General features: G+C 52.8%; 12 protein-coding genes and 1 riboswitch. Of the genes, 1 reads left to right on the top strand and 11 read right to left on the bottom strand.

Features of this window, described 5'->3' with window-relative positions:
* Positions 1-11 precede the first annotated feature (11 nt).
* The 9 genes from LLG46_00885 to LLG46_00845 form a co-directional block, all read right to left on the bottom strand.
* Complete coding sequence (locus LLG46_00885) at positions 12-4,403, bottom strand: FAD-dependent oxidoreductase (GenBank protein MCE5321850.1); 4,392 nt, start codon at positions 4,401-4,403, stop codon at positions 12-14.
* Between the two features lie 64 nt (positions 4,404-4,467).
* Positions 4,468-5,322 (bottom strand): CoB--CoM heterodisulfide reductase iron-sulfur subunit B family protein, encoded by an 855-nt coding sequence (locus LLG46_00880; protein MCE5321849.1) that lies wholly within the window; start codon positions 5,320-5,322, stop codon positions 4,468-4,470.
* Positions 5,319-5,882 carry a 4Fe-4S dicluster domain-containing protein gene (locus tag LLG46_00875; GenBank protein MCE5321848.1) on the bottom strand — a complete coding sequence of 188 codons (564 nt, stop codon included), beginning with the start codon at positions 5,880-5,882 and terminating at the stop codon, positions 5,319-5,321. The genes LLG46_00880 and LLG46_00875 overlap by 4 nt, the downstream gene beginning before the upstream one ends.
* A 50-nt stretch (positions 5,883-5,932) precedes the next feature.
* Positions 5,933-8,560 (bottom strand): glutamate synthase, encoded by a 2,628-nt coding sequence (locus tag LLG46_00870; GenBank protein MCE5321847.1) that lies wholly within the window; start codon positions 8,558-8,560, stop codon positions 5,933-5,935.
* Between the two features lie 68 nt (positions 8,561-8,628).
* Complete coding sequence (locus LLG46_00865; GenBank protein MCE5321846.1) at positions 8,629-10,161, bottom strand: alpha-hydroxy-acid oxidizing protein; 1,533 nt, start codon at positions 10,159-10,161, stop codon at positions 8,629-8,631.
* On the bottom strand, positions 10,161-11,525 hold the full coding sequence (locus LLG46_00860; GenBank protein MCE5321845.1) for a hypothetical protein: 1,365 nt from the start codon (positions 11,523-11,525) through the stop codon (positions 10,161-10,163). Before LLG46_00860 ends, LLG46_00865 begins: the two co-directional genes overlap by 1 nt.
* Positions 11,526-11,530: 5 nt before the next feature.
* Positions 11,531-12,406 carry a methylenetetrahydrofolate reductase gene (locus tag LLG46_00855; GenBank protein ID MCE5321844.1) on the bottom strand — a complete coding sequence of 292 codons (876 nt, stop codon included), beginning with the start codon at positions 12,404-12,406 and terminating at the stop codon, positions 11,531-11,533.
* On the bottom strand, positions 12,407-12,811 hold the full coding sequence (locus LLG46_00850; protein ID MCE5321843.1) for a hydrogenase iron-sulfur subunit: 405 nt from the start codon (positions 12,809-12,811) through the stop codon (positions 12,407-12,409).
* Positions 12,812-13,120: 309 nt separating this feature from the next.
* Positions 13,121-15,898, bottom strand: a complete 2,778-nt coding sequence (locus LLG46_00845; GenBank protein ID MCE5321842.1) for a glycoside hydrolase family 78 protein — start codon at positions 15,896-15,898, stop codon at positions 13,121-13,123.
* A gap of 131 nt (positions 15,899-16,029) precedes the next feature.
* Between LLG46_00845 and LLG46_00840 the strand changes: the two genes are divergently transcribed.
* Entirely contained in the window at positions 16,030-16,242 is a 213-nt protein-coding gene (locus tag LLG46_00840; GenBank protein ID MCE5321841.1) for a hypothetical protein, read from the top strand.
* A gap of 254 nt (positions 16,243-16,496) precedes the next feature.
* On the opposite strand, the gene LLG46_00835 is transcribed toward LLG46_00840, so the two are convergent.
* Complete coding sequence (locus LLG46_00835; GenBank protein ID MCE5321840.1) at positions 16,497-16,691, bottom strand: hypothetical protein; 195 nt, start codon at positions 16,689-16,691, stop codon at positions 16,497-16,499.
* A 44-nt stretch (positions 16,692-16,735) separates the two neighbouring features.
* A complete protein-coding gene (locus tag LLG46_00830) occupies positions 16,736-16,915 on the bottom strand; it encodes a hypothetical protein (protein MCE5321839.1) in 180 nt (59 codons plus the stop codon).
* A riboswitch (cyclic di-GMP riboswitch) is annotated at positions 16,871-16,994 on the bottom strand. Its footprint overlaps the gene before it by 45 nt.
* Positions 16,995-17,008 lie beyond the last annotated feature (14 nt).

Here is a 17,008-nt window from a genome sequence, read left to right as displayed (position 1 = left end):
TAGTTCTCTAGTTATGTGCTAAGCAGCGCCTCAATAGCGGATTTCACCTGTTTGTCCATAAAATGATGCAGCTCAATGGCCTTGGCGGGGCATGCCGAAGCGCAGCTCCCGCAGCCCATACACTTAGCCGCCTGAATCTCGACCCGGTTCTTGCCGTTGACTTTGCTCACCTCAGGTGCGCCATATGGACAAACCTTCACGCATGTCAGACACGATACGCACTTTCTTGTGTCCACTACGCTCACCTGGCCGCCAACAGTCAGAGTCTTCTTTGATAATATTGTTGCGGCTCTTCCTGCTGCGGCCCTGCCCTGCTGAATGTTCTCTATTGTGCTCTTGGGTGAATGAGAACTTCCACAAAGGAATATACCTTCGGATGCGAAGTCCACAGGGCGCAGTTTTACATGCGCCTCCAGGAAGAAACCGTCCGCATTGAGTGGGAGCTTCGCCAGGTCAGATATCTCCTGATTTTCCACCGCAGGCGATGTGCCGACTGAAAGCAGCAGCATATTCACATCCAGACTTACTGGAGTGTTGAGCTCAGTCTCCATAAACTTGAGATTGAGCTTGTCGCCGCCAGCCACTTCCGGCGGGTTCTCAGGGTCATATCTCAGGAAAATAACACCCATCTCACGAGCCTTCTGGTAAAACAGCTCATTGAAGCCGTAAGTTCGCATATCTCTATAGAGTACGACCACTTTCGCGTCCGGCCGCATCTCCTTTATACGGATTGCGTTTTTGACTGCGTCAGTGCAGCAAGACCGGCTGCAAAACGGTCTCTGCTCATTTCGCGAGCCCACGCATTGGATCATAGCTACAGTAGGTCTGGCGGCCAGTTCACTCACCAGCGAGAACTTATTCTCAAGCTCACGCTGGGTCATGACACGCTTGTCCTGACCATAGAGATACTCAGTCGGCTTATACTCGCGTCCACCTGTTGCAACGATCATTGCGCCGTGCTCGATCTCTACCATTCCTTCGGGCGTCTTTACTTCACTGGTGAAATTGCCGACGAATCCATTGAGCTTTTCGACCTTCGACGATAGGAACGTTCTTATCATCGGATGCTTCTCGACATCGGCGATCAGCTTATCCCGTAGTTTACCTGAGGCAAGCCTTCCGCCGAGCTTATCTGATTTCTCTATCAGATTGACTAGGAAGCCCTGCTTTGCAAGGCTCAATGCCGAACTCATTCCACTGGATCCGCCACCGATCACTACAGCGGTCTGCACGACAGGCAGTTCCTCTGTTTCAAGACCAGTCAGCTTTGCCGATCTGCCGACAGCCATCCTGACCAGGTCGATGGCTTTGGCGGTCGCAGACTCAGGCTCCTTCGAGTGGACCCATGAACATTGGTCACGGATATTCGCCATATCCACCAGATACGGGTTGAGTTCGCATTCGCGGGCTGTCTCCCTGAAGAGCGCCTCATGGGTGCGAGGTGTGCACGATGCTACAATCAGACGGTTAAGGTTATACTCATCGATGATCTGTTTCATATAATCCTGAGTATTGTCCGCGCAGGCATACATCTGGTGGTCGGCAAAAGCGACAAACGGCATAGTCTTGGCCGCATCGACGACTTTCTCCACATCCACCACACTTGCGATGTTGATCCCGCAGTGGCAGATAAAGACGCCTATTCTGGGCACTTCGTCGATGACGTCGCGCTCTTTTGGATACTGTTTGTGCGTGACCAGTGTTCCACGGGCTGGCGAGAGTATCTCCATTGCCATGGCTGCAGCAGCACTCGCCTGAGTAACTGTCTCAGGAATGTCTTTAGGCTCCTGGAATGCACCGGCCACGAAGATTCCATCACGGCTGGTGGCTACTGTCGCAAACTCATCCGACTTACAGAACCCGCATTCATTTAGCTCAATTCCGACTGCTTTTGCAGTGCGCAGAGCCTCTTCGCTGGGTCTCATGCCTGTGGAGAGGATCACCATGTCGAACTCTTCATCGACCGGCTTGCCGTCTTTGAGATATGAAAGCCTTAAGCTCTTAGTATCCGGCATCTCAACTACACGCGATATCTGACTGCGCTCGAAGCGTACACCGCCAGTCTTGGCGCGCTCGTAGTATCTGTCAAAGTCCTTGCCGAATGCGCGGATGTCTGTGTAAAAGATAGTAGTCTCCAACCCCGGTGTATGGTCCTGCGCAACCACAGACTCTTTTACTGCTGCCATACAACAGACCGAAGAACAGTATGGCCGGTTGTTGGCTGCATCACGCGAGCCAACGCATTGAATGAAAGCTATCTTCTTGAGGTCTTTACCATCCGATATCCTCTGGAGGTGGCCTTGATACGGGCCTCCTGCAGAAAGCAGCCTTTCAAACTGGACATTGGTGACGACATTCGCATATCTACCGAACCCGAACTCTCCGCGCAGCCTGGCGTCGAACTCTTCGTAACCAGGAGCAAGCACGACTGCCCCGACCTCCAGCTCACGATAGGAGTCTTTCATATTGTGATCTATCGCTTTGACTAGACATGCTTTGACGCACTCGCCACATTCACAGCAGATTCCGCATGCCAGGCACCGGCTGGCTTCTTCAATCGCTTTTGCCTCGGAATATGAACCATCCGGTTGGTCCGGCTGAACACGCTTGCTCTTGAGACGCTTTTCACGGTTCTGGGCAAGTTCGAGTTCACGGTGCTTATCGTCTGTCCAGATACGGCTGTCGGCATCTCGCCCCTCGGCCATATCTTCGCCCTTGAGATATCTCTCTATCGAAACTGCGGCACGCTTGCCTGCAGCTACAGCTTCGCTCAAAGTCCCTGCACCTGCAACTACATCGCCACCCGCGAATACTCCGGGCTTATCGGTGGCAAGGGTCACACGGTCCACATTGAGCAGACCCCATTTGTTGACTCCAAGCTCACAGCCGGTCATAAAGTTCAGGTCCACCATCTGGCCTGTAGCAAGGATCGCATCATCACAGTCAATAATATGCTCGGAGTCCTCGACCGCAACAGGTCTGCGCCTGCCGGATGCATCGCGCTCGTCCGAGAGTTTCATATCCAAGCATTCGATGCCTGTGAGCTTGCCGTCTTTGCCCACGAACCGTTTGGGGTTGGTGAGGAAGACAAACTTAACTCCCTCTTTGATGGCGTCTTCAACCTCGACCGGGTCGGCGGGCATCTCGCGCTTGGTCCGGCGGTAGACAATTGTGACGTCCTTTGAGCCCAGGCGGACAGCTGCCCGCGCTATATCCATGGCCGCATTACCTGCGCCAATGACGGCAACTTTGCTGCCCAGCGAGACCTTTTCGCCCAGGTTCACCTGTTTGATAAACTCTATTCCTGGCCTTACGCTCCTAAGCTCTTCACCTTTTATTCCGAGATCAGTACTCTTTTGAGCGCCGACTGCTGCAAACACAGCCTTGTAACCATCATTAAGAAGACTGTCTATCGTTATATCTTTGCCGATAGGCGAATTGCACTTGAGTTCCACGCCCAGGTCAAGAATATCTTTGATCTGGCTGTCGAGCACATTACGCGGGAGGCGGAAATCAGGGATGCCTGCCCTCATCATACCACCCGGCATGCCCATAGCCTCATAAATCGTGACTGCATAGCCGTTTCTAGCCAGATAGTCTGCTGCAGCAAGACCCGCTGGCCCTGAGCCGATTATTGCCACCTTGGAGGCGTTGGGTGTCGGCTGTTGGGCGTCGGCTTTCTCCCCTTCTGGAGCATGCTCAATAGCGAAACGCTTGAGGTCTCTGATAGATATGGGTTCACCGTATCTTCCCTGCTGGCACTCGCTTTCGCAGGGTCTATGACAGACATAACCGCAGATAAGCGGAAGCGGGTTGTCCCGCTTGATAATCTCGGCTGCCTCTGCAAACTTACCTTTGGCGATGAGGGCGACATAAGCCTGCACGTTCTGGCCCATAGGGCAGGCGCTCACACATGGCGGCCTGTCTCGCTTTTCGATTACATACGCATTCGGCACTGCCTGGGCGGTCACTTTGTGGATCGCCGTGTGCCTAGAAAGGCCCCTGTTGAACGGGTCCGGCACATTTATCGGGCATACTTTTTCGCAGTCGCCGCAGGCACTGCACTTATTTATATCCACAAATCGCGCTCTCTGCTTGAGTTTGATCTTGAAATTGCCCGGTTTGCCGGAAAGCTCTTCCACTTGAGACTGAGGGATTATTTCGATATTGAGGTTTCGCGAACATTCAACCAGCTTCGGCGATATGATACAAGTGGCACAGTCGCCCGTTGGGAAGGTCTTATCGAGCTGAGCCATCTTGCCGCCGACTGTCGGCGACTTCTCAACCAGGTAGACCTTATAACCAGAGTTCGCAAGGTCCAGCGACGCTTGAATCCCGGCTATGCCGCCCCCAGCGACCATTACCGCCCCCACGGGGTCATTTTCCGATTTATTGATTGCCATAATCAGCCTCACTAATTGCGAAAGCGCAAAAAACACACAAATAATAGATATAAAATACTAAATATCAAATGGTAAAACTGGGGCTTACCATTAGTTTGTTTATTCCAAGCTCAGAGTCCGAAAGCCCGAGCGCCTTACCCAAGAGTTGGGTAAAGAAGAACACAGGCAGGTCAATCTTCTCGCCGGTCTCTTTTTCAATATCGGACTGGCGCAAATCCAGATTGCTCTGGCACAGAGGACACGCCACTGCTATGCAGTCTGCCCCACTCTTTTTCGCCATACGAAGTATGTCCCCTGCCAGGTGCTTTACGGTATCGGTGCGAGTGATCGAAAAGCTGGCGCCGCAGCACTCTGTCTTATATGGCCACTCAACAGGATCAGCCCCAATCGCTAAGAGAATGTCTTCCAGCACCTGCGGGTCTTCTGGATCATCCAAAATGCTGAGTTCTTTTGGCCTGGTGAGCAGGCAGCCATAATAGCATGCCACCTTAAGACCATCCAGGCTCTTGACCACGCTGTCCTTGATCTCCGGGATGCCATAGTCGTCGCGCAGCACTTGCAAAAAGTGTCTGACCCTCACTTTTCCAGCGTATTCTTTTCCAATAATCTCAGAGACTTGAGCACGAAGGTTTGCATCCTGAGCCAGGTCACGGCTGGCTGTCGCCAGTCTGCCGTAACATGATGCACAGCAGACGATCAGGTCGCTGCCGAGTTCCTGTGCTATAGCCAGGTTCCGAGCCGGAAGAGACGCAGCCAAAAGCGAATCTGTGGCATGCGCCGGGGTCGAACCGCAGCAGCTCCAGTCCGGCAGCTCATGCATCTGTATTCCTAAGGCTTTTGCTACCGCCAGGGTGGACATCTCAAAGTCGTGAGCGGTCGACTCCATGGAACAGCCCGGAAAGAATGAATACTTCATCATTTAGCCCTCCGTACACGATGCACCCGGTTGAATATAGTGGCGACCGCCTTGCGCGCCCGAGTGCGCGGCGGGAATATCTTCATCTTGCCTTTGGCGAGCATGGTCGGGAATTTGTTCAGATCGCTAAAGAAATCCCGCGTGCGCATCTTATAAAATCCCATCATGCCCATCTCGTAGACCCGCCCAAAGAGCTTCATCGACTTGAGCATCTCGTCATTAAAGGTCCTGATCTTCTCCAGATCCTGAGTCGGAGCGCTATTGGCCATCTCGCGAAGCCTGTCGACAAGCGCTGGAGTGTTGACCTTCATCGGGCAACGCGACACGCATGTATGGCACGACGCACATGTCCATATGGCCTTACTCGAAAGCAGTTCTTCTTCCATGCCCAGCAGTACCATCCGGTTCATCTGATGCGGGAGAATGTCTGTCTCCAGGCGCATCGTGCATCCCGCTGAGCATCGTCCGCACTGCAGACAGGACGCCAGGTTCAGCTCACCCTTGGGGTCGAGCTTCTCAAGCAGGCTCTGATCTATTTTTGTAATCGTTGCCGAGTTACTCATTTAAGTCCTCATCAAATAATCAATACAAAATCCGATATACTAAATTAGAACTATCCGCCCAGGCCGTCGTCTTCGTCATAGCCCGTTGCATCATCGTCTGCAAGACCCGCCGGAACAGCTTTGCGCGCAGGAGCGACCTTGCGATAGACCTGTTTGGGTTCTAGAGTTGTCCCGTCCACGGTGAGCAGACGGTCGACGGATATATCGAAGAGCCGCGCATTTTCTTCCAGATAAGGCTCAATCAACTCCCAATCGGCGTCGGTAAGCTCATAATACTCGCCGCCGTTGAGTTGCTCATCATCGAGAGTGCTGTGCGGATCACGGACATAGATAGCGCCGCCTGATGCCAGCGAGAACAGGTTCGAGCCTGAATATGGCGTATCGAGATCGATGATGTTGCCGTCGCTGTCCAGCTTCACGCCGTTCAGTATTACGAACCCGCCGCCAGTCAGCGGGTCACCGGCCATAAACGACTCAGCCAAGAAGTCCAGGCATGTGCCGTTTATGATCGCTCTCGGGCAGCCGACCGCGTTGATTAACGGTCTTCCCGCGGCATTGCCTCTGATGAATACGTCTCCGCCCTTTGCGCCATACATGAATGTCTGGCCGACGTCGCCGTGAATTACCAGCTTGCCGCCTCGCATGATCTGCGCGAGTTGATCCTGAGCATTGCCATGGACAACTATCACCGCGCCGTCAAGCCCCGATGCAAGGTAGTCACCGGTGCTGCCGTAAGCGTCGATCCGGCAGTCGATCGATCCAGGTCCCAAGCCTGCGCCAAGGAACCTCTGTCCGATATAGCTGTGGCAGATGAACCTCTTCCAGCCTTTTTCATAGGCTTCGTAGACAAGACGGGCGTCGCACTCATCGCCCTCCGGCGGGAAGTCATGACCGTTGACGATCAACACTTCCTCATCGCCAATCGGAGCCCTTACTGCGTCGCGTGTCTCCCAGTCTACGCGGACATATTTCGAACTGCCGCCGTTTACTATGGACGGCACCGACTCAAATATAGCCGTGAGCGTATTGATTACAGCTTCGACAATTCTTGCATGTCTGTTCAGGCCGGTGGGATAGCGGCGGTCGATCATAAGCGTTAAGCCATTGATTGCAGCGGGACGCTGGTCGTCGCTCTCGATGCTGGAGATAATAGAGCCGCACAGGCTCTTGAATTCTTCAAGGCTCATTCCAGCCGTAGCTTTCTTTAGCGCCTTAAAGAGCGACATCCCACTCTCATCAGCAAGCAGCGCCGGAATATTTGCAGATACTTCATCTATAGAAACAGGCTCACCTGTTTTTCGTTCTCCACTGTCTGCCTTGCGCTGCCTGCCGAACTTGTCTGCGCAGCTCAGTTTATATGATCCATCGTCCTTATGCTTGAGAGTGAAGACGAACGTTCCGCCGTCAGTATAACTGCCGCCGCGGGCGTTCCAATAATTGTCGGCTATCTTGCAAAACCGGCTGTCTTCGCGCGCCAGGCTGGCTAGAGTAGCATCAATAGCCTGCTTTTCTGAGCAAATTAGGCCGATCTGGACATCACCGTCCTGCAGAGCAAATACCTGCGGCCTGAGCATAGCCGTATCGGTGATACCAAGCAGTTGGAACGCATCGTTGTCGACATCATTTCTGGCGATAATAAAGAACCACGGGCCGTCCGGTGATGCATGGATGTGGTCCTGCTGGATCCGCTTATATACTTCCTGCTTCTCGCGCGGCAGCATATCGAAGTCGCGCTCACTGGTGGGTGCCAGGCCTTCGATGATATATTCCAACGGATACTTATAGACTCTGCTCCAGAGGTCAAAAACCAGAATAGAAACCTCTGTATCGGTCAAAAACAGCGGCTTGATATTTCTCTGAGCCAGATATTCGCACACCGAATAGTAGTTCGCGAAGTCGCCATTATGCACCAAGGCTTCATTCATTCCGCAGAACGGGTGCGCGCCGCCTGGGTGCCACACACGTCCGCGTGTAGGGTACCTCTGGTGAGCAATCCAAACATGCGCCTGGAAGTCTTCTAGCTGATAGTATGTTACGATCTGCTCGGCGTAACCGACGATCTTGAGAATCATCATGTTGCGGCCCTGGCTCATCACAAACGCCTGCTTATCGCCCATAGCAGCGTAATACTTATTGTTAAGCTCAAATGCGTTCTGGAAGAGGAACTCTTCCTCTATATCACGCTGGGATAAGCCATCAAGGCCGCGCTTTTGTGCAAAGGCAGCCAGCACGTCTTTCTTTGGTTTTACAAAGTAACGGCAGATCTCAGGCGGGCAGACCGGCAGCCCTTCGATATCCTGCCAGTTGTCGATGTGGCCGACCTGCTCGGCATGATGAATATCGAACATGGGATTAACATAGTCCGCTTCGACTGCATTCCTGGCAGATGAATCCAACAGAGCGACCTGCAGGATGTAGTCATTGGTCAAGATATCCCTTGAAACGCCGAGCTGCTCCGGCACCATACCCACAGCTGCGATTCCGCCACCCTTGCCGTTGCCGCGATTGTGCATCTGCACGGACGGCTCATATATATGCCTACCGCCGACAGGTATGGAACAGGCAAACCCTGTAACTCCGCATCCGCCTTCTTCCTCGGTGTGCGGCGGTTCGGACGGGCTGTAGCCCTCCATCATCCACTGCCTGCTATTTTTTAACTTGTCCGCAAAGTCGTCCATTATTAAGTCCTTAGGTAACAGGTAACAGGCAACAGGCAATAATCTGAGGCCTGTTACCTATGGCCTGTTTACTCATAATCTTGATGCTTTAGTAAATCAGTCCTGCCGCGAAGTTCGCTTATATCGCTCATGCCGAACCGGCTTAGAATATCCACTATTTGAGTGCGCCATGCGTGAAGCATGTTGATAAGTCTCTGTGTGCCCCACTCGATGTCCATCTTTTTGACCATCTCGGTATCTGTTGTAGCGATACCACGCGCGCAGCCTCTGCCGGACTCGCACCTGCCGCACCTTATGCAGCCAAGCGCAACCATCTCGGGCGTGCCGATAACTACACCGTCCGCGCCGAGGGCAATCGCTTTTGTCACATCATATGCCGTCCGAATGCCGCCGCTTACGATGAGAGTGACCTTGTCCCGAATTCCCTCTTCAACCAAGAACCGCGAGACCTTAGGAATGGCGTATTCAATCGGCATAGCAATGTTCTTCTTGGCGATCTCGGGAGCTGCACCGGTCCCGCCGTAGCTGCCGTCCAGATGGACTATATTGGCTCCAGCGAAATATGACCCCACAGCAACCATATCTACGTCTACAGGAGTGGAAACTTTGGCCGATACCAGTGCATTAGGGTTGACGTGTCTGATCCAGTCGATATGCTTCTTGTGGTCCTCAATTGAGTAGACACTATGGAACGGGAACGGCGAGAATAGCGACGTTCCGGGCACGGCTCCACGCATAGCTGCAACGGCGGGCGTGTTCTTGTCACCCAGCAGATGGCCTCCCAGACCCGGTTTTGCACCCTGCGCATACTTGAACTCGACAATCCGCGCGCGCCTTATGGTCTCTTCGCGCACGCCGAACAGACCCGTCGCGACCTGGGTAATCATATGGTCTTTATATGGAACCAGACGCTCGATATAACCGCCCTCGCCGGTGCAGGAGAAGATGTTCCAAGCAGCAGCAGCGCGAGCCTTGCTCAAAATAGTCACAGGACTGACTGACCCGAATGACATTCCGCCGCCGTATATAGGCAGATCGATGGTGATCTTGGGTCTGCCATCCTCCCTGCGATTGAGTGGAATGGATGTATTGATCTCTTTCGGATCGGTCTGCTTGCCGCCTTCAGGAAATACGAAGTCGATCTTGTCGAACCCGCCGCCCGAGTTTCCTGTTATGTAATTGAGTTCACCATCCGGCACTTCGCCGGTCTCAGCCATATACCAGGTTGAAAGAATCAGGTCCGCCGTCCAACGAAAGTCGCCGAGAGACTCATATAAAGGAAGTGTCTCAATACGCAGTGCCTTCTGGGGACACACGTCGACGCAATAGGTCCCATTTTCTTTACAAATGCCGGCCGTGCACCTGCTGTCGAACGGCCTCTTGAAACCCGCGTAGCCTTCGGGCATCACATGCACCCCACGAGGGCATATCTCTGCGCACTTGCCGCATTTTATGCACAGCTCGTCAAATCTTCTGACCCTGTACTTGCCGAGCGAGTTGCGCCAGCGGTCCGGCGCGGGCTTTACTTCACGAACCGGCCCCGGCAGACCCGTATCGGGTGCCGGTTTAACTTTTCTGTGGGGGTCTATTGTAATCGACATTATTTTACCTCCACTCTCTTGCCGAAAACCGGCGCAAAGCAGTCGCGTTCCAAATCATCAAAGAACATCGCTCTACCGGCCTCACCGCGCAGCCGCCTGGCTTCACGGATCCCCATAGCGCCCATCATCTCCAACATTTGAGAGTGCCACGCGCCCATCAGGTTTACTATCCGGTGGACGGCGTAGTCGTGATCCACATCCGCCAGGCCGATAGGACACTTGATCCCCTGGGTGCAGTTCTTGCACACTCTGCATTCAAGCGCAATCATAAGGGGAACATCTACGCATATAGCGTCCGCGCCACAAAGCAGAGTCTTTATTACATGTTCGGCCAGCGATATCCCGCCGCTGGCGAAAAGGGTTACCTGATCACGGACTCCCGCAGCGATAAGCGCATGATGCAGATCGCGAACGGCGATGGATATGTGCTTGCCGTTACCTGCAGCACCCTCCCAGTCGGCGTAGGCATGCAGCCCGTCTGCCCCGGCCTTAACAAGTTCGACAGCCCTGCCGACAGACTCCAGTGGGAGTCTGACTATAGCGACCAAACTCGGGTTGGAAGACTTAGCTGCCTTGATCTTGTCCATTACACCCGGGCAGTCGTTCCACTGAGCCAGCCGGGAGATTGCAGGCTCGCTCTTGGCATCCTTGGATATATGGGGCATAGCAGCATCGTTTGCCGTCAGCATTGGATCATCTGTAATTACGAATGTTCCGAGTTCATTGGCGGCATCAAGAATAGCCTGCGAGACTTTAGCGCTGGGAGAATGCCACGGCATCATGTTAAATATAACCGGTAGAGGAATCTCGACCTGCGTCGGAAAATCCGTCTTCAGGGTGCCGTCGGCGTTGAACTCCAGCTTCATAGGCTTGCGGCCGACATCGACATGAGTGCTGATATACTCGCGGCCATGGATGCCGTCGCGTGTAGGCCGGACGATCTCGGACATGTCAGTCAATATCGAGTCGAATCCGGGTCCTCTGAACGGTCCGGGATAACCCGCGCCAGAGACTGGTATCTTGCCCGTCTCGGCCTGAAACCAGGTGCTGGATATGATATCCGCCGTCCAGACGTCATCACCCATCGCCAGATATTCGGGATTGACCTGCTGAGTGAGCAGACCCTTGGTGCAGCTCTGCACGCAGCATAGACATCCCTTGCACTCGTAGAGATACTCTACATAGTCCTCGGCGATATGCTGAAGGCGGTCGCGTTCATCGTTGTAAACGCTATAGGCGCACTCGCGTTTCACGCAATTGTGACAAGCTGAACAGTCTTCGCGCCAATCAATAATGCAGTATTTGCCGATAGGTTTGTGTCTGGGCGGCTCGGGATGTGTTTGTATATGGTATTTAGCCGGCATAACATCTAACTCCCGAGCGCGCTTGATTTAATGATATCTGAGATTAGTTCGACGTCGTCGCCCATCAGATTGATACCGCGCACACCGTCTGTTTCCTTGAGGCTCTTAACCGTGTCGACAGCCATCTGCTTGCCCGTATCTGACGTTTGGAGTTTATCTACAATAACATCAGGCAGCGTATATCTCTCGGCAAGTGAAACTGCCTGCGCGCTTGAACTCAGCGGCATAACAGATGCTATGACGGCTGTTTTTTCATGCAAACCACGCTCACGGATAACTTTCATCCAGGCGTTGAACTTATCGATATCAAATACAGGCTGAGTAATAACGAAATCCGCACCGACGCTTACCGCCTTTTGCAGCGCGATCACATTTAGCTCGACAGGTTCGGCAAAAGGATTGGTGTCAGTGCCCAGAATCAGTTCGACCGGAGCATCAATAACCTGGCCATCGGATAGGCTGCCATTTTTGCGCATGGCGTCTGCGATTTGCATGAGTTGAATCGGATCAAGATCAAATACGCCCTTGGCCGAGCCCGTCGAAGTAAGAGTCTGATGCCGACCTGCAGTGAAGAAAACATTGCTGATCCCCATCGAAGCCGCACCCAGGATCATCGACTGCAGGGCAATGCGGTTGTGATCTCTGGTCGTAAGCGTCATTATCGGCTCGATTCCATTATTTGCCAGATGCGCGCAAGCGGCAAGGCTCGAAAGCCGTATGCCATCCTCACACTCCGGTGCGTAAAGCGCACTTACCGAACCCTTGAGAGCGCAGGCGCATACATCAAGTTGCTTTGCGTCTGCGCCCTGCGGAGGATTACATTGAGCCGTCACTATAAACCGGCCATCCTTGACAGCCTGTGCAAAAAGTCCTTCACTCATTTATGCCATCACCTCTTGAGCGGCGCAGCTTTCCTGGCCGACAAATGACGCGATTTTGTCTATCGCCGTCTTGATAGCCTCTTGACTTCGCTCGCTCGGTACGATTATTTCAACAGCGTCCGGCTCGACACCGGCCTCTGCCAGATACTCACGCGCCAGCTCGACCCTGTGCATCGCCCGGATATTGCCCTCCATCAGTCTGCACTCACCGAGAGGACAGGTAAGCACGCAAACACCACTTGCCCCGCATTCAAATGCCTTGAGGAGGTAGCGCGGGTCGATCCTGCCACCGCACGGCACTGATTCGATTATGACATCATCGCGCATCCCCATGTCGGCAAGTTCGGCTGGAACCAAATTCCCCTCGAATAAATTTGAGCAATAATATATGCGAACACTCTTCATCTCATTCGCCTCCGATCTACAGACGCAAAAAGGGCGCCTTCACCACAGGACACGTACATGTCCCCCGGCGAAGACGCCCTCGTCGATTTTGCTCAACACCAAAGCCTGTGCGTATGCCTTCATCGGATACGCTGCAGATAACAAAAGTCCACCCATAGCAATCATCGCCTGGGTGGACTTCAAGTCGTCCGTTGTGCGTGAAACAGCACCGAATCACGCAGTCGACCGCCACTGGCCAACTTATTATGGTAATTATGCCCCATCAGCCTGGGATTGTCAATATCTATGGAGCTATTTGTTTCAGATTTTTTACAAAATCAATTCATGAACGCCGGGCGAGCACTCGTTTTCCTTCACTATTGCCGTTGTTCCATCAGGTACACTGAGCTTAAGATTAATCTTGCCGCCATCTCGTTTGAGATCAATTCCTATCTCACCATTAGGTGTAGGGACGATACCCTTCGCCCACTCCAAGTCACCCAGGAACGGCCGCACCTCAAATTTCTCGAAGCCCGGCTCTAATGGCCGCACGCCCAACACATATGACGGCAGCGCAAAAGCAGGCGCTGCGCTCCATGCATGGCAGTGGCTCCTGGCAGGCCATTCAAAGAAGTAGCCGGGGAATGTCTCCCAGCATGTGGTGGCACCGTCATCGACCATCATCCCCCACCACTTTCGTATCAGCTCTATTGCCGCTGCATCATCGCCCGATTTGTCCAATGCCTCCAGAGTAAACGCCATCATAAACGGGCTGCCTATCCTGACCCATCCATCCGGCACATCTATCAAATATGACTTGAACAGCGCGGCTTTGTCCTCAGGAACCACATCACACAGATAGGCCATGGTCTGAGTCTGCTGGCTTATCACGTCGCTGCGTGTGCCGTCCACATGTATGCAGTCGATGTATGCCTGTTTGTCTTCATCCCAGAGATGTTTGTTGATCGCAGCTTTCAGTTCGTCTGCCCACTTGATATAGAGCTGAGCGTCATCCGGCTTGCCGAGGATTTCGGCGACCTTGGCGCTGCGCCTGTATACCGCACAAAGAAGCATACTCAGGTGAGCCATAGCTCCCTGCCTGGGAGTATCCATCGGTGCCCAGTCGAGCAGATTCCATGCGTCTTCCATCTCATAGAGGCCATCTTTGTTGGTGAACATCTGCCGCATGTTGAAGTTTTGCTGTCGGATTACAGGATAGACCTCTTCAAGAAATGCTTTATCGGCTGTAAAGTGATAGTGTTCTGTGCAGCCCATTGCCCACAGCAGGCTCCACGCCGGCAGTATATCTTCCCAACCGCTGGGGACCTGACTCTCAACTATTGGTGAGCGCCACATGGACTCACCCGCAAGCAGCAGGCAGCGCCGGGCAAGTCTGTAATCACCAAACGCGGTGTAGGCAAAGAGGCTTTCGTTGCGTGCGTCGCCGACCCAGAAGGTCTGCTCATAAGTCGGACAATCGACAAATGTATCCTCGCTGCACAGGCGCACAGTCAGGCGCGAGATGTCCCAGATTTTGTTGAGCTTATAGTCGCTGCACTGGAACCGGCCGTGCTCTACATATGGATAAGTGTGTTCATAGAACTTAATAGTCTGGAATTGAACTGGGGTGTTGCAGCCTTTTGGGAAGCGCAGAGTCAGTGTCGCATATCTGGCGCCTCGCCGCACGACAGACCGCCACGTCTGCCAGCCGCTTCGCGCAATATATCTGAAAGTGTTGTTCAAGGAAAACGTCGGCTGATGTTTGCCGTTTGAGATATACTCGAACCCGTTGAAATCTACTATCAAGCCCTCGGGCGCATCCAAAGCTATCTCCAGAAAGCCGACAGTCATTCTGCCGAAATCCAATAATATCTCTGTATCACCGCTCTTTGACGGTGCTATTGTAGTCACATTGTCATTGTCGACAAGCATCGCATCGGGTTCGGTTATGCAGACTTGCGCGCCCGTGTCGGGTGCATCCGTTGTCAACGCAATTACATTCACTTCATAAAGCTCATCGAGTTTTACAGCGCGTAATTCCGGTATGCTTTGCAGATATTCGGCTTTCTTGGCCTGCCATACATGTAAAAAGCTTGGGTCATCAGTAGAGGACAATCGGCATGTAGCCGCAAATGGCGTGGGTGCATCATTGCCGAGAGGCGACTGGAGCTTAACGCCATCGCCTTCGATTATGAGTGTGAAGTTGGAATCGTGGGTGTAGGGCACGGATATGTCTGTAACAAGCAGGTGTTCACCTGCGGATATATTAACTCCGGCAGAGGCGACTTCTTTATCCAGATCGGCTCCATCAAGCCTGAATGCACGGTATTGCGAATAGAATGGCCTTATCTTGACATTAGTGCCTTTCGAGCAGTTGAGCACGGTCGCAACCAGTCCGGTCATAGATACCGGATTAGCCGTCTTGTCCTGCGGATACTGAATGAGTCTGATATTTATGCCACAGACCGAATCGGGAGGTTTAACTGTGCGGGCGCTGATTGTCCTGACTGGATATACCGGTGTATTCGTTAGAAATGGTATATTCCTTGGCAGCAGGTTTCCCCACGGCTCACAGCCGACTTCGCCTATTACGGCAGGTTGTTCCCACTTGAAGTCGTCAAAGCCGACTTCTTTCCACCCGAAAGGCTCATTCCGTGCGTCGAAGACTTCAGTCCACGCCTGCTGGCAGGCCATACGTGGAGTGCGCCTATCATACGATGGATGGCATAGCGTTTTCCAGGTAGAGTCTGTAGCTGCAGCTACGTGCTCATCAATGTTTACCTGAGCAACCAGTCCTCCGGGAGCATCCAGATACTGGAATGTGTCGACGCCGTAATGCTGCACCAGCACGGCTATTACGTTTTTGCCAGGTTTGATGTATCGAGTGATGTCGTAACTATCATATCGCCAGTTTTGAGTAAATGCGCGCACTGGGCCGAACCCCAGATATTCGCCGTTTATCCAGAGGTTGTATCGCGAATCAGCGCTTATATGAAGATTGATGCATCCGAACTTATCGGGCACATCAAACGTCTTGCGAGCGCACCAGTAAAAATTACGTGGTGAAGGCTCGTTCTTGTCCCATATCCATTTAGCCTGCCATTTCATCTCGGCAAAGCTCCTTTCGCCAAAAAGAATCTTGCACAGTATAGCATCACATCACGCATCCGCATAGACCCTTAAGTTAGGCAGACTGCCGACCGAAAATATGGTGTATCTTTTCCGAGGGGGAATTTACAATGGATTCCTATTGGATGAACGAACTTAATAACGATGATGATACGTTCCTGGGCATGGAAGACGATGATGAAAACGAATTCTACTGCCCGTATACAAACGGTCCAGAGTGCGCGCTGATGACAAAAGGCTGGCAGCCTCAGGAGATCTGCGAAAGCCTGGAATGTGAGCAGCTAAAGCTGATCCGTCGCAACAAACGCAACGAAGCAGCCTGACTAATTTGGTATTGATTATTTTATATTGAGTATTTGTACGAAATTTAGCCCGGCCTGATTGGCATTTCTCCCGTGTGTGAGGCCGGGCTTGAGGTCGCTATTCAGTTTTTCGATATTCAATTGTAGTCAGCGTTAGCCGAACTTTCGCTCACCTCCCCGGTAAAGCTCCCATTTAAGTTACAACACTCATTAAACCCGCCAATTACTACTGACAGTATCCGATTAACCTATAAATGCGGCCATGGAGTCACATCTTAGTCGACAGCGCTTATACTGGTCACCTTGTCCAACCAGATATCCTCGATATCGCCAACAAGGCACCCGCCATACATCGGGACGAACGACACCTCGTGCACATGCAGTGTCTTGGTGTGCAGATCGCCGTGACGATCGCGGAAAGTGACGCTTACATTTCTACCGAGATATTGCTTCGCTTCAGGGATCATCATTTTTTGGCCTCCAAGACCAGCAGCACGAAAAAGCCGAGCTGCCGTTATGAATTGCCGATGATCAAAAACCGCCGCACGCATGAAGCCCACGCTTCAGGGCTCCTGTCCACGCAAATTTCACGTGGGTCTACCGGACGACTTACAACCGCCGGCAGTGCCTGATCATCAGCAACTCCTACTTCGGCAGCTCGGCTGACATGCCGGACGGGCAATTGATCGGACAATTCCGACCCCGCACCGCATACCGGTTTAGTCCCGTTGGCTTTGCGTCCCCACCTTTCAATGGGTTTGCCATTTATCGGTAGTTGCTTACGTAT

This window comes from bacterium, from assembly GCA_021371935.1.
Lineage (GTDB): Bacteria > Armatimonadota > UBA5829 > UBA5829 > UBA5829 > UBA5829.
Note: the sequence above shows the minus strand (reverse complement) of the source record. Positions and strands in the feature narration are given on the sequence as shown.